The organism is uncultured Chitinophaga sp. (assembly GCF_902168175.1).
Classification (GTDB): domain Bacteria; phylum Bacteroidota; class Bacteroidia; order Chitinophagales; family Chitinophagaceae; genus Chitinophaga.
In genome coordinates, this window is the sequence record NZ_CABHOU010000025.1 from 341,590 (window position 1) to 356,805 (window position 15,216).

Consider the following 15,216-nt stretch of genomic DNA (forward strand, 5'->3'; position numbering starts at 1 on the left):
AGCAGCCGGCTTTCGCCAGCTGCTCCCATTTATCAACCAACCTTCGCTCATCACTCATACCCATTGGGTTTGAGTAATTTGTTGGCGTTGAGGGCTCTTTGAGGAATTGGAAATACGCTTCTGTCTTTAGCATCGGTTGGTTTATCCCACCACTCGCTGCCGAAACGGTCCCAGCGTACAAGATCGGTGCGGCGGTGACGTTCGCCTATAAATTCGCGGCCAAGTTCTATTACGAACTCGTCGTCGGTTAGTTTGGCGAGGTTGTTTACGTAACTGGTGGCAGCCCAGGCAGCATCGGGGAAGTTGCGTTTGCGCACGGCATCAAGATTGGCAGCAGCACTGGCTTTGTCGCCCGCACGATACTGACATTCGGCCAATGAATAGTATATTTCTGCCAGCCTGATTTCTGCTACTGAGTTAAACATAAACAACTCTTTGGTCATCGGTAACCATGGGAACTTCATCAGCCTCGGGCCTGAATTTTCTTCGCCTGTATTTACATGCGAGCCTTCGGACCATCGACCACCGGGCTTTTCGGAAAAACGGCCTACCATGTCTACATAAGCCAGTGGTTTACCATTATACTCTTCTGAACCTTTTACCGTTTTGGTGCTATCAAACCCAAAACCGGCAGCATAGTTAAACTCATACTGCTGGCCGATCAGGAAGAAGCCCTCGTAAGTGCCGCTTGCATCGGTGGTTTTAAATGGCTGCTTACGTTTGTCTGTAGCCTCGTAACGTTCGTAAGGCATGCCCAGCTTGTAAGCCATCAGGTTACCATCCACATCGCGCGAAGGGGTAAGATGAATACCGTTCCAGCCACCCCAGTCGTTATCCAGCGAATAACGGGCCTGGTAGTGCATAGTGGCATTGTACATCCAGCCCATTTCGTAAGTGTTTTTCGCATGGGCAAACTCAAACAGATTTTCGGGCGAGCGGTAACCTTTAATACCAGAGCGGAATGGGCCGCGGTAATCGGCATCCAGTGAATAAGTACCGTACTTGCCGCTGATGATGTCCTGCGCAACAGTGGCACAATCGGTATACCTTGGCGTGCCTGTCCATTTTTCAGCGTTCAGGTAAAGGCGCACCAGCAGTGCTGCAGCGCTGCCCTGGTCCCAACGGCTTACCTTACCGTTTTTAGGAAGACCAGGTAACGATTCTTTCAACTCTGTTTCTATGTACGCAAACACTTCCTGGGGAGTGCTTTGTGCCTCCAGCTTTTGCGGATCTTTGTAAATAGGCACCGTGCGGAAGAAGTCGATGAGGAACAGGTAGAACCATGCACGCAACGTTCTCAACTCCGCAATGTGCTGGGCTTTGTCGGCCTCCGTGAAACCAAACTTAGGATAGTCAAGTGTTGTGATATCTTTTATCACCACGTTACACTGACCAATCCCCTGGTACGGACCAACCCATCCGCCGTTAATATGACCATCGTCTACGTTCCAGGTATGACCGTGCATGCGTATCCAGTCGCCACCATCGTAACCGTGTTTACCTTTCTGCGTCCACACAAAGTTATCGGCAGTCAGTTCGCTTAATATCCAGCGGTCGCCATCCCAGCCACACCAGTGACCATGTTCGTAGGGGCGTACCACGGCAGCAATAATGGAGTTTTTATCCTGGTAATAGGTGCTTGACGGCAATATATCGAAAGGCTCCTCGTCCAGGTTCGTACAGGCCGAAGTGCCCAGTATCGAGCAAAGGAGCAGGCCGCATATTTTCTTTATGTTCATGTCTGTAGTTTTTAAGTTGATACTAGAAATTAACCTGCGCACCAAGCGTGAATGTGCGGGTAATAGGATATACATCCAGGTTGCCATAACCGGGCGTTAAGCCGGTAATACCCACCTGTGTAGGGTCCAGACCCGTAAATTTGGTGATGGTGAATACGTTGCGCACAGCGCCATAAATCCTGAAGCTGTTTACCTGTTTGACAGGCAGCTTCGGCGACCAACCCAATGTGATGTTATCCAGTTTGAAGTAATCGCCTTTTTCCAGGAAGTAGTCGGTGATCAGTTTGGTGGAAGTAATCTGACCGTTGCGGCCATACGCATCTTTCAGCAGGTTAATACCCGGCTCGGCCTGCAGGCCATAGTACATCTGGTAAAGGTTCATGATATCGTAATCGAAACGCCCGCGGAAGTAAAGCGACAGATCGATGGTTTTGTACTGGAAGGTATTGCCCCATGAAAGTTCATAATGCGGCGCACCGTTACCAATATAAGCTTTGTCGGTACCCGAGCTGGCAGTAGAACCAAGGATCTTTTCCTTACCTACGATACCATCTTTCCAAACCATGATTTTACCCTCATCGTTAACGCCCGCATATTTATAACCCCAGAAGCTGCCCAGTTCCACACCAGGTTCCAGGCGATAAGCCGGGCCAGGGTTACCGGGAGAAGGAAGGTCCTGCAGGTAACGGATGTTACCAGTATACGTATCATCCGACCATGACACCAGTTTAGATTTCAGGTAAGAACCTGTAACATTTGTAGTGTAACGGAAGTCGCCATTATCCACTACGTTGTAGTTCACGGTAAGCTCTATACCCTTGGTGCTGGAAGTTCCCACGTTCACGAACATCTGCTCGTGCAGGAACGCGCCCACAGGCACATCGTAGTTATCGAGCAACTCTTTACTCTGCCGATCGAACAGGTCGATGCTACCGGAAAGTTTGTTATTAAAGAACGCGAAATCGATACCCAGGTTATAAGCGATAGCCTGCTCCCACTGCAGGTTAGGGTTGAAGTTGTTACCCGGCCCATACACCCTTATCCACTGCCCCATATCGTTGAGGTAGCGGCCATAAGCAGTATACTTGGCCAGGGAAGTGTAACGTGGGAAACCAGAGCGGCCGGCAGAACCATAAGAGAAACGCACTTTTAATTCATTCACCGCGCTATTGCCTTTCAGGAAGCCCATGTTGGAAACACGCCAGGCTGCGGATACGGCAGGGAACAACCCCCAACGGTTGTCTACACCAAACTTGCCGTTACCTTCATAACGCAGCGAGCCGGTGAGGAAGTAAGTATTATCGTAATTATAACTTACACGACCGAGGAAAGCGGCAATTTTCTCTTTGCTCTTCCACGAATCCATACCCAGGCGACCTTCTTTGTTGTTCCAGTTACCTGCGTCAAGGTTGTTGTATTTAAAGGCATCAGAAATAAAGTCCATGTTTTCTGCCCAGAAACCCTGGTTGTTAAATTCCTGGTAGCTGTAACCGGCCATTACAGAAAGATCGTGCTTGCCGAAACGCTGGTTGTAATTGCCGAGCCACTCCAGCGTGTAATCCGTCCAGGTTTCGTTTTGCAGGCGGCCACGGCCTACACGACTGTTCTGGATCGATTCGGCCGATTTAGAGGTATAGTATTCGCGGCCCATACGTTCGTGTCCCTGCCTGGCAAGTTTCAGTTCTGTATTCAGGTTTTTGAGGATGTTCAGTTTCACGTTAAGGTCCATGATAGAATACTTCTGATCGGCGCCGTTTTCCCTGGCTTTCAGGTTCTGTACCGGGTTATAGGTATCAAAGCCCTGCAGCGTATTATACATCAGCGGATTAGTGGGGTCCATGATGGGGAGGGTAGGGTTAAGTTTTATAGCCATTTTAAAGGCATCGTAGTTGGTATATTCCTCTTTGGTAACTCTTTGGGAAAGATTGCCCGAAAACTCCAGCAAACCGTCTAAAACACGCTGCTGGAAGTTAGCACGGTAACCATACTCCCGGCGTGAAGTAGCGATATCGATACCGTCCTTAGTACGGAAGTTGCCGGAAAGACGGAAAATACTGTTTTCGCTACCGCCACCAACGGTAAGGAAATGGTTTACGCCGAAGTTGTCTTTGCGAATGAGTTCATCATACCAGTCTACCCTTGCACCCCGGTCGGTATCCCGGTTTTTGGCAAGAAACTCTTCGGCAGAAAGAATTTCAGGTCTGGCCGCAATGGCATCATGCTCAGCGTAACTGTCGTAAGTAAGGCTCACTTTTCCGGCTTTACCTTTTTTAGTTTGAATGAGGATAACGCCGTTAGCGCCACGTGAGCCATAAATCGCCGCCGCTGATGCATCTTTCAAAACGTTGATTGATTCAATGTCCTGTTGAGCGATGTTGCGGATATCGCCGCCTGGCATACCATCAATAACGATCAATGGTTCAAAACCCGCACCAATAGAGCCAACACCGCGTACCTGGATAGTAGCGCCGCTGTTCGGGTCCGCCGCTGCGGTGTTAGATACGGCCACGCCGGCAACCTTACCTTCTATCTGCGCCAGCGGACTATTAAACCCGCCCTGGATGAAGTCTTTGCTGCTAATAGAGGTAACCGCATTGGTGAGGTTCTTTTTTTGTACAGAACCATAGCCCACCACCACAACATCCGTAAGCTGGCTAACAGATTCTTTCAGGTCGATGGAAAGGTCTGCTGCCTCCCCCACCGTTACTTCTTTTGTTTCGTAACCGAGGTAGGTAACGACCAGTACGGCGCTATTATCGGGCACCGATAATTTGAATTTGCCCTGTGCGTCTGAAAAGGTACCGGTAGTGGTGCCTTTTATGCGAACGCTCACATTAAACAGGCCCTCACCTTTGGCATCTTTAACAGTGCCGGATACCTGCCTCGATTGGGCGAATGCGGCCGTACAGCATAATAAAAGGAGGGCAGCGAACAATGCTCTTTTAGCTAAAACGCTAGTTATAAATCGTTTTAGCAAACAGTCCAGCGTCCGCATGGGGGAGTAAACTGATTTTTTCATGATGATCTATTTTTGGTTGAGTGGAAATGATTTTTGTTCAGGCAATACGAAGCTGTTCACACAGATGGGCTGTGCGTTCGTGGTTGAGTGAAAGGTATTGTCAATGATGCATTAAACCATTAACCTGGCGTTCGGCCTGTACACCGGTGGAGCCGGGCAGGCGGAAAAAGGTTACGGCATAGCGTTGACTGCTTGTGTGTTTGTTTCATACGTGAATGCAATAAGTTTAGTCATGGGATTTCCATTACACTACTGGGTAAGCCTGCTGGTGCGGAACTTCTACGCAATCCTGCCGGGGGTATCTCTGTCTTTTTTTCTCATAAATCCATTGCTTATGCTTTAGCTACAATGGTAATACTCACTGCTACAATCCTTTATACCAGAAGGCTAAACCGGTTTTTCATCTGTTCCTGTTACTTAGAGTTTTTGAAATGGCGCGTTGACAATTTAGTTTGAAAGTGTTGTGATTTTAATTCTGGTTAAAAATGCGCGTATCAATTTGGGTTTAATACGCTGTTGACTGACGTGGAATACTTCGTGAATATCGGAAATAATTTCAAATTATCAAGCTACTGGTTAAAAAATATCAATCATGAACTTGCCCGTCTTGTGGCTAAAAGGATGTATTTCCTCGTGCGTTGTGAAAGAAAGTTACAAAATGCCACCGACTTTTCAAAGCAGCATTACAGGAACGGCTGATAATAAAAAAAGTTTGCCTGCCGGATAGTACCAATTCGTTTTTGCGTATTCTATAAGTAAGTCAGTAAGCCGTCAGGCCTATACAGGCAATGTATTTATCAAAAAACTCAACCAGATCGATTCATGAGAATGTCTAAAATGTTTCCGGCCATTGCCGGGCTCGCGTTTTTCTTTATTGCCTGCGGCGACAGCGACGATGTGAAAGCGCCGGCCTCCTTTACCTTTGTGAATGTAATGGCTACGGCGAGGCCCTCCATCGCCACCTTTACGCCCGGCCCTGTAAATTATGGCGGTGTAAAAACCGTAGCTTACAGCGCCAGTTTCCAGTACACTGTTAATCCGGGCCTTTCGCCGCTGTACGTAGTACAAAACAGCGATACTACCAGGCCATTGTTCAGCGGCTCGGTAAACCTGTTACCAGGCAGCATCAACACTTTTTACCTGATTGGCGACACCACCAGGCCCGATACGCTGTTTACCCGGGAAACCGTACCGCTGTATACCGACAGCAGTGCAGGACTTCGTATAGTACATGTTTCGCCCGCCAGCCAGACTGTTACCGTTAACGTGAAAGGCGCTACGGATAAAGAATTTGCGGATGTAAGTTACAAACAGACCAGCATCTTTAAAACCTACCCTGTAAGGGCAACAGGCAACAGCCGCATCCTGGAATTGCGTAATAAAGCCAACGACAGTCTGCTGGTTACTTTTACCTGGAACTATACCATCGGTCGTAATTACACATTAGTATTTACGGGGGATGTGATCAATAAACAGCCGGCTGCACTGAAGGCGTTTGCTGTAAATAACTTTTAGGCTGGTACCAGCGTTTTTATAAAGGAGGAAGGAGGAGTTGTTCCTCTTTCCTCTTTTAAGATTACCCCAGAAAAAGGCTTCGCCATTCATTAACCTCTTAACCAGCGGTTAAACCAGCTTCACCGTTCATTAAACCGGTTTAACCAGCGGTTAAACTTTTTGCCCCTCCCCTCACGGCACCCCATCTATCCCTTCCTTAGAATTCCGGCTAAAATTTTATAGCTTGCGGAACATATCAACCAGCCATCTATTATTGCCTGCAAATCAATCATATGAAGAAAAAGCGCTGCTAAAACAGGTAGCAGCCGGAAACGAAGCGGCATTCAATCAACTTTTTGAGCGGCACCGTAACGGCGTTTACCTGCATGCCCTTACCTACGCCAAATCTCCCGAGTTTGCGGAGGAACTTGTACTCGACATATTTATGAAGATCTGGGACAACCGCGAACGGCTGCCCGAGGTCGATCATTTCCCGGGTTACCTGTTCATTCTTTCGCGCAACCAGGTTATTTCGGCCATGCGTAAACGGCTGGAGCAGCCGGTTACCGATATGGACCTCACGCAGTGGGCAACACATGGCATGGGGCCCGACAAACACCTGGAGTTCAAAGAAGTGCAGGTGATGCTGGAAAAGGGTATTGCGGCTTTATCCCCACAGCAGCGTACTGCCTTTACGCTTAGCCGCCACGAGGGCAAAACGTATGATGAAATTGCAGCGATCATGGGCATTTCGAAACGCACGGTGAATTTTCATATCGTAGGGGCCCTAAATACCCTGCGCCACTTTTTTTATTCGCGTACGGCCCCGCTGCTGGCCTACCTGGTTACTTTTCTTTTATCCTGATAAAAAATATTTTTCACTTACCCTGTTTGGCCGCCTTTTTTCTGCGTCTTTAATAACAGGACAGATTAAGCGGACCGGCCCGCACTATTCATATGGAAATAAACAAGCTCAGAGAATTGATGGAAAAGTATGCTTCCGATAGCCTTTCGGAGCCGGAACGCCTGCTTTTGCAACAATACACGAACGATCCGGAGCAAAGGGCCGATGTGGAAGCCGTATTAGAAGAAAGCTACCTGTCCGGCGAGTACACTACGGCCGAACCGCCCGAACGGGCAGCACGCCTTCATCAAATGTTGCAGGCCCGCATGCACCCCGCAACGGAAACACCGGTGCGCCGTATCCGTACCAAACGTATTTATTGGGCTGCCGCTTCTGTACTGTTACTGATGGCAGCAGGCATATATTACTGGTCGGCCCGCACCACCGAAAACCTTACACCATCGATAGCCACAAAAGGCACGGATATACAACCAGGTAAAAATGGCGCTATCCTTACCCTGGCCGATGGCTCGGAGATTGTGCTGGACAGCCTTAAAAACGGGCTGGTAGCACAGCAAACGGGTACACAGGTAATGCTCAGCAACGGGCAATTACAGTACAACGCCAGCGGACAGCCCAATGGCGAAATGCAATACAATACTATCAGCACGCCTAAAGGCCGGCAGTTCCGGGTAACATTACCTGATGGTACTATCGTGTGGCTGAATGCAGCGAGTTCCATCCGTTACCCTACTTTTTTTGCTGGCAAAGACCGTCGGGTGCAGGTAAACGGGGAGGTATATTTCGAAGTGGCACAAAATGCACAACAACCATTCAGGGTATCTGTAAATAATAAAGAAGAAATCGATGTACTGGGCACCCATTTTAATGTAAATGCCTACGAAAACGAACAACATATAGAAACTACCTTACTGCAGGGCAGCATAAGGGTGTCTACCGTTGCTGCCTACTCATCAAAAGGCGTAACACTTAAGCCCGGGCAGCAGTCACAAATTACGCCAGGCGGCGGCCAACCTGATATTCTGGTTAGCGATGCTGTAGATACAGATAAGGTAATGGCCTGGAAAAATGGCGCTTTCAACTTTGACAATTTAAGCCTGGATGAGGCCATGCGTGTGCTTGAGCGCTGGTACGATATCGAGGTGGTTTATGAGAACGGTATACCCGATATACAATTTGGGGGAGAAATAGACCGTAATGTAAGTTTATCAGAATTATTAAAAATACTGGGCAAAACCAAACTGAAATTCAGGATAGAAGAGAACAGAAAGCTTGTCATTATAAAATAGTAAAGACAATAGATATGCATAATGTGGATGATGGCCTCCCAACCGGGCCAAACAACGATGTATTGCCTGTACCGGCTTACCAAACGCTTCTAAAATTTTTACCAGCCACTCCCGGCAACGAAATACTGGCTTTTATGCTAACATAAACCGGTAAAAAGAAACCGCCACGGTTCGCTCCCGTGACGGCAGATCGATTTAGTGTCACTCATTATTTAACAACCAAATCAATTGCAATTTATGCAAAAAACTGCGAATTGGTCTGGACGCGGCATTGCCATGCCCTATCACCGGCAATGCGGACGCCAGCCAGAAACCAAAATCATGTTAGTGACGCCATGGAGGCTACAAACAACTGCTCCAGGCAACACTTTCAAAAAATTAATGCTGGTGATGAAATTGACTGTATTTCTCCTTACGGTAGTTTTAATGAACGTGTACGCATCCGGCTCGGCGCAATCGGTTACGCTGTCCGGTAAAAACATGCAGCTGAAAAAGGTATTTTCTGCCATCAAGCAACAAACGGGCTACCATGTGTTTTTTGAAGCAGAAACGATGAATGCTGCAAAAAATGTTTCGTTTAATGTGAACGATATGCCGCTACAGGCGTTTCTCGATATTATTCTTAAAGATCAGCCGCTGGCTTATGAAATAACCAGCAAAACGATTTCCATCATACCTAAAAGTAAACCGATAGTACCGGCGCTGCTGAAAGCTGCTGCCGAAGAGGCAGCACCGCTGGCGCCGGCTTTCGTTTATGGCACCATTGAAACTTATGCTGGCGAACCGGTGAGCGGGGCATCCATAAGGGTAAAAGGAACCAACCAGGGCACGGTGACGAATGCCAAGGGCTACTTTTCGCTGGAAGGTATTCCGGATAATGCTGTACTGCTGGTATCCAGCATCGGCTTTAAACCGGTTACTATCGGTATCCGCACGTCTGCTACCGGGTATACGGCGTATGCAATGGATAAGGTGCAGGCGGGTGATATAAAAGCCACCGCAGGCAATAATGTTACGCTTTCGATAAAACTGCAGGCCAGCATCAACGAACTGGACAAAGCAGAAGTGGTATCAAAAAGAGCGGCCGGGGTGCCGGTTGAAATGAAGAACCGCCGCCACCAAACGTTATCACAGTTACTGGAAGGCAGTGTACCGGGCCTCACGCTCAAAACAGAGATCACGACCACGCACGACCTGTTCCTGAATGGCAACGACCTGGAAGAACAATATGAGCGGTTTAAACGCAATGGCCTGGATATGTCGCAATACCCAACTTACGAAAGCTACCTGAAGTTTTACTACGACATGTCGAACCAGGCCTATACGCCAGGCGGTAGTACTATCCCCCAGCAGCGCGTGAACTATACCACTCAGACCACAAACAGCGGCGTTATACCGGAACTGCGTGGGGCCAGTGGCTTTACCGGTGGGCAATCGGGCCTGTTAGTGGTGATCGACGGCTTTCCGCAGGATAACTTCCCGGCCGATTACCCGATGAATAACGTAGAATCGATACGGATTATAAGGGACCCCGCGGAATGTGTGAAATGGGGGCCAAAAGCAGCAGGTGGTATTATCATGATCACAACCACTGGCGCACAACCTGGTAAACTACAGATCAACTATAGCACTAACCTCTTTTACTCGGAACGACCCGATAATAGTAATGGAGCGATGCAACTGGCTTCCAGCAAAGAGATACTGGATTACTATAAGGAAGGTTACGATAAAGGACTCGCAGGCTATCTGCAAACGGCGAATGTAAACATGCTTACACCCGCCCAAAGGATGTTGTATTACCTCGGTAAAGGCACACTGTCACAAAGCGTTTTCCAGCAACAATGGGATTCCATGTCGCTGCTCTCTAACCGCGGCCAGCTACGTAACCTGCAACAGGATATTTTCTCGCACAACCACACGCTGTCTGTAATGGGCGGCAGTAATGCTTACCGGTTTAATGTAAGCGGCACCTACAGGTACGGTAAAAACTCCGCAAGGGGCAGCCATGCGGAAGACTTGTTGCTGAACATTAAAAACGACCTTAGGCTGTTCAAAGGAAAGCTCGTTGCCAGCCTCGATGTAAACACAATTAACAGTACTTCTAAAGACCCTGGCGCTACTTCTATTTCCAGTATGGACCCGTATGAAATGCTGGTAGATAAAGACGGCAGTTATGTTTACAACAATTATGAAGTAAGCCCGGAACTGAATAACACCATGCAGCAACTCGGCTTCTTCAATTATGGTATTAACCCGATAGAAGATCAGCTAAACAGTTCGATCAAAACAAAGATATCCGGCTTTAACTCAAGACTGAACGTACAATGGGACCTCGCTAAAAACCTGCAATGGTCTACTTCGGTACAGTATAATCCAAAGCACAACAGCAGCGAGAACTGGGATGGTATCCGTTCGAGTACCGCGAGAAGAAAGATCAACGAATATGGTATTGTACGTAACGCTGCATCAGGCAATGTAATCGACTTTTATGTACCGCCTGGCGACATCATGCGCAGGTCTTCGAGCAACTCCGAAGTATGGAACGTTCGTTCGGGCCTGACTTACAAACTGAAGCTGGGCAATCATACCATTCTTGCAGGTGCGGGTATGGGCGCGGGTAGTGAAAAAACTACTATCAACCCGGACACTACGCTCTACGGTTACAATAAGACTACAGGTACGGGCCTCCCCATCATGTATACTGGTCAAACATCTTTATCTAACTACCTGGGAAGAGCGGTTTATCCGCTGGAATTACTGCTGCGCAGCATGCCCGCCGAAACCATTTCGCGGAACACGTCTTTTAACGGCAACTTTACTTATTCATACAAAGACAAATACGAGTTTAATACGGGGTATGCTTCTGTATTCCTGCCAATTAGCGGCGGAAGCGAATCATACGCCAGTCTTACGGATTATTCCGCTACCGGCACCTGGAATATGCATCGTGAATCCTTCTTCCATATTCCCTGGATCAATTCTATGAAACTGTCTGCACTGTTCGAGCAGGTGCGGTTGCCCGAATTACCGGCCACCTTATCGGCCACCCGGACTTTACAGACACTCTGGAACACTAACAGCATATTCGTATCTGCTTTTACACCTGCGCAACTGAACGGGCAGGTAAGTACCAATATCGGCGGCCAGTACCAGGTAGGCCTGTCAGGCGAACGCATTACATTCAATGTGCGGTACAACCATCCTTCACAGGGCGGCGACCAATTATCCGGCGGACTTAACTGGGATATTACCAGGGAGCGCTTCTTCCGCTCCAAAACGATCAGCAGCCTGTCTCTCGACGTAACCGTGGCCGACATCAGTCCTTACCAGGGCCTTGCCCTCATGATGTCCACCAACACGCCTAAAGCCGGTGGCGGTTACAGTATGATCAGTGTAACTAACTTCGAATTACTGCCTGCCCATCAACAAAACCAGGAGGCACATGGCAGAATAGGTATCCTGAAAGATCGTTTTACTTTCGATATCAACTTTTACCGCAGTACCCGTACCGGCATTGCGTATGGCACCTTCCCTACCGATCCGGCCACAGGCCTTGGCGCGCAACCTAACTATAGCAAGATGTTGAACAAGGGGGTGGAAATGGCATTGATGACGAAAATCATCGATAATAAAAACTTTCTGTGGATGATGAACCTGAACGGTGCGTACAATGTGAACGAATCGCTGAATGCCCCCAATGTTAATTTCTCTATGACGCGGGATTACCTGACCGCTACCCGCGATGGTTATGCTACCGATAACATATGGAGTTACAACTGGGCAGGACTGGACGCTACTGGCAATCCGCAGGTATATAACAGTAAAAAAGAAAAAGCCGCCATGCCCGATTCCGCCAGCCTCGTTTACAGCGGCAGGCTGCGGGCTCCATGGACAGGTGCAATTATCCAGAACCTGGAATACAAAAATTTCTTCTTCAGCGCCCGCGCCATGTTAAGTATGGGGCATGTGTTCAGGGTGTATACACCCGCGCCGTCCGGCATACTGGACAAACACGAACTCATCTCCAAACGCTGGAAGCAGGCAGGCGACGAGGCATTTACCGATGTTCCGGTAATGGCAGCGGGGAGTATTTCAAGATCGCTGGTGATACAAAACTCCACCAACACAATTGAACCTGCCGACAATCTCCAATTGAGAGAAATACAGTTTGGCTGGTCGGCCCCGGCTACTATGTTGAAAAACAAACAGGTAAAAGGTCTCACCATTTCAGCGCAGGTACGTAATGTGGCAGTGTGGGCGCGCAACAAATATGGGATAGATCCTACGATTGTATCCAACAACGGTCTTGTAGGTTACAAACAGCCTGTCCAGTATGCGTTAAGTGTGAATTTGAATCTCTAAAAAAATTATTTATGAAGATATTTTCATTACCCGCAATATGCCTTGTACTGGTAGCCACACTCGCTACCGGTTGCGAAAAATTCCTGGGCGTGCGGCCAGACACCAACCAGGCTAACCTTTACAAAGTAGCCGATTTGCAGGAAATGCTGAACAGCAGCGGCATGGGCGAACCAAACTTCGTGATCGCCGATCTTGTAAGCGACGACATAATGATTCCCGAGCGCCTGCTCACCGAGCTAAATCCCAACTCCTATTTCACAAAGGCCCATATCTGGGGCCCTACTGTATGGGAAGTAGCCGATGTTGATCCGGTTTATAACAGCGCCTATAAGTGGATACTGCAGATGAACATCATTCTCAACTATATCAATGAAACCAATGATGGCACTCCCGCCCAGAAAAGCCTCATCAGCGCCCAGGCAAAAATAAACAGGGCCTACTACTACTATCAGCTACTGAATCTTTACGGACCAGCCTACCAGGCCGCTACCGCTGCTACCGACCTCGCCGTACCACTGGTGCTGGCACCCGATGCATCGCTTAAACCGGCACGTGCTACTGTTAAAGCAGTATATGATCAAATTGTAAAAGACCTGGAAGATGCCGTGAATACAAGCAATCTGCCCGACTTTGGTGTGGACGTTATCCATCCCGGTAAAGCGGCTGCGTTGGCCATGTTGGCCAAAACTTACCTGTATGCAGGCAACTATGCCAAAGCACAGGAAACGGCCGGGGCGGCCCTGGCTATCAGATCTGCCATTCTCGATTTCAATACCTTTTCATTTGTAAACCCACCTACGCCCGCAGCAGGTGTGATTAACAAACCTATGCTACTGAGAGACCAGACCAATAACCCGGAAGTCTTGTTCGCGAAAGTATGCATCGACTATACCTATTTCTCTACTTTTAAAGCTACGCCGCTGATCAGCGACGACCTAAGCACACTACTGGGTACAAAAGACCTCCGCTTTTTATATAATTTCTACAAGCTAACCACCAACACCCGCTACAGTTACATGATTTACGCCAGCGCAGGCATGCAGTTCAACTATAGCATTGGCGTACCGGAAATGATGTTGATCAGAGCGGAATGTTTAGCCCGGGATAATGGCGGCAGTGATGCAATAACCCTGCTGAACCAGCTGCGCCTGAAACGTTTTAAAACGGCGGACTATGCAGCGCTTACTTACACCAATGACGAAGATGCGTTGAAAGCTGTTCTTGATGAAAGAAGAAGAGAACTGTTCATGCGCGGTGGCACCCGCACCTTTGACCTTAAGAGGTTAAACCTGGAAACTGCCTTCAAAAAAGACCTGGTAAGGAAATCCGATGTAACCGGCAATGTAATCGCTACGCTGCCCGCCGGTTCACCACGATACCTGTTCCCGTTCCAGCCAAGCATCATCGCCAACAATCCCTTAATTATTCCCAACGAACGCTAAAAAAATTATTCATGTATACTTATAAATATACGTTGCTCGCCATGCTGCTGTTTTGCACAGCGATGGTATCGTGCAGCAAAGACGATGATACGGGGCTTGACTTCGATGTGGTAAAAAGTCTTTCGTCCACCAACATACTGCCAACCGGCGATGGTGCGGCGGTAGTGTCGGACGGTAAACTGTTATTCGAAGGCAGTAAACCAGGTGCCTTCTTCCCCATCCTGAAGAACTTAAGCGGAAAAGACGTGGAAGTAACAGCAAGAATAGATACCAATCCTGCACTGCTGCGCATCTACGATAGTCTTTATCATACTACTTCACCCGCCATAACGAACGGCCTTTTTACATTGGCGAACAATGGCAGGTGTATTATCAAAGCCGGACATTACAAATCGGCAGATTCGATCGGCATTTTGCCGGGTACAGCGGCAACATTTGCGCCCGGTAATTACCGTTACGTGGTACCGGTGGTGCTGGAAAGCAAATCTGCCAACCTGCTGAAGGCCCGCATTATGTTCGTGAAATACAATGTAACCATCACCAATGCCTACATCTCTTCGGCATCTACCGGTAGGAATAACATTGTGCTCACGGCCATTTCCGTTGTTCCACAAATGCCCTCGCCACTGATCAGGGTAAACCTGGAATCGGCTATCGCCAGTACGTCTAAATATGCGATAGAAGCGGTTAACTCACAGGAACTTACAGATGCTTACAACGCTAAATTCCAGACGGCTTACAAACCATTCCCGGCAGGCTCCTGGGTTTTCAGTACCGATTCAACTACGATCAATGCCAACACCCTGTCATCGGCCAATGGTTTCACTCCCATATTCAGGCCCGACCCTACGAAATTCCCTGTAGGCAGCACTTACATCATGGCACTGAAAGTAAAAGATCCCAAGGGCGTTGGATTAACGACCACGGAAATACTGGCCAGCAAAAATGTGCTGTTCGCCATTATTACTTCAGTACAATAACATCATCCAATCATAAAATACGGAAA

General features: G+C 48.2%; 8 protein-coding genes. 6 read left to right on the forward strand and 2 right to left on the reverse strand.

The window, feature by feature from the left end; genetic code table 11:
• Positions 1–50: 50 nt before the first annotated feature.
• Together QZT80_RS04835 and QZT80_RS04840 are read right to left on the reverse strand one after the other, a co-directional pair.
• Positions 51–1,739, reverse strand: coding sequence for a RagB/SusD family nutrient uptake outer membrane protein (locus tag QZT80_RS04835; RefSeq protein WP_295118459.1), 1,689 nt, complete (start codon positions 1,737–1,739; stop codon positions 51–53).
• Between the two features lie 22 nt (positions 1,740–1,761).
• Positions 1,762–4,758 (reverse strand): SusC/RagA family TonB-linked outer membrane protein, encoded by a 2,997-nt coding sequence (locus QZT80_RS04840; RefSeq protein WP_295118462.1) that lies wholly within the window; start codon positions 4,756–4,758, stop codon positions 1,762–1,764.
• Positions 4,759–5,580: 822 nt separating this feature from the next.
• Between QZT80_RS04840 and QZT80_RS04845 the strand changes: the two genes are divergently transcribed.
• The 6 genes from QZT80_RS04845 (at position 5,581) to QZT80_RS04870 (ending at position 15,190) form a co-directional block, all read left to right on the forward strand.
• The gene (locus QZT80_RS04845; RefSeq protein ID WP_295118465.1) at positions 5,581–6,273 is read left to right on the forward strand and encodes a hypothetical protein; all 693 of its coding nucleotides are present in this window, start codon (positions 5,581–5,583) and stop codon (positions 6,271–6,273) included.
• A gap of 223 nt (positions 6,274–6,496) precedes the next feature.
• Positions 6,497–7,117 (forward strand): RNA polymerase sigma-70 factor, encoded by a 621-nt coding sequence (locus QZT80_RS04850; RefSeq protein WP_295118468.1) that lies wholly within the window; start codon positions 6,497–6,499, stop codon positions 7,115–7,117.
• A gap of 119 nt (positions 7,118–7,236) precedes the next feature.
• On the forward strand, positions 7,237–8,406 hold the full coding sequence (locus QZT80_RS04855; RefSeq protein ID WP_295118471.1) for a FecR domain-containing protein: 1,170 nt from the start codon (positions 7,237–7,239) through the stop codon (positions 8,404–8,406).
• A gap of 390 nt (positions 8,407–8,796) precedes the next feature.
• Positions 8,797–12,768, forward strand: a complete 3,972-nt coding sequence (locus QZT80_RS04860; RefSeq protein ID WP_295119244.1) for a SusC/RagA family TonB-linked outer membrane protein — start codon at positions 8,797–8,799, stop codon at positions 12,766–12,768.
• A gap of 11 nt (positions 12,769–12,779) precedes the next feature.
• Entirely contained in the window at positions 12,780–14,210 is a 1,431-nt protein-coding gene (locus QZT80_RS04865) for a RagB/SusD family nutrient uptake outer membrane protein (RefSeq protein ID WP_295118474.1), read from the forward strand.
• Positions 14,211–14,221: 11 nt separating this feature from the next.
• Positions 14,222–15,190 carry a DUF1735 domain-containing protein gene (locus tag QZT80_RS04870; protein ID WP_295118477.1) on the forward strand — a complete coding sequence of 323 codons (969 nt, stop codon included), beginning with the start codon at positions 14,222–14,224 and terminating at the stop codon, positions 15,188–15,190.
• The last annotated feature ends 26 nt before the right edge of the window (positions 15,191–15,216 follow it).

What these genes read in the sequence shown, in the direction of transcription:
- QZT80_RS04835 (WP_295118459.1), bottom strand. Translation starts at nt 1,739, where the DNA reads ATGAACATAAAGAAAATATGCGGCCTGCTCCTTTGCTCGATACTGGGC.
- QZT80_RS04840 (WP_295118462.1), bottom strand. Translation starts at nt 4,758, where the DNA reads ATGAAAAAATCAGTTTACTCCCCCATGCGGACGCTGGACTGTTTGCTA.
- QZT80_RS04845 (WP_295118465.1), top strand. Translation starts at nt 5,581, where the DNA reads ATGAGAATGTCTAAAATGTTTCCGGCCATTGCCGGGCTCGCGTTTTTC.
- QZT80_RS04855 (WP_295118471.1), top strand. Translation starts at nt 7,237, where the DNA reads ATGGAAAAGTATGCTTCCGATAGCCTTTCGGAGCCGGAACGCCTGCTT.
- QZT80_RS04860 (WP_295119244.1), top strand. Translation starts at nt 8,797, where the DNA reads ATGAAATTGACTGTATTTCTCCTTACGGTAGTTTTAATGAACGTGTAC.
- QZT80_RS04865 (WP_295118474.1), top strand. Translation starts at nt 12,780, where the DNA reads ATGAAGATATTTTCATTACCCGCAATATGCCTTGTACTGGTAGCCACA.
- QZT80_RS04870 (WP_295118477.1), top strand. Translation starts at nt 14,222, where the DNA reads ATGTATACTTATAAATATACGTTGCTCGCCATGCTGCTGTTTTGCACA.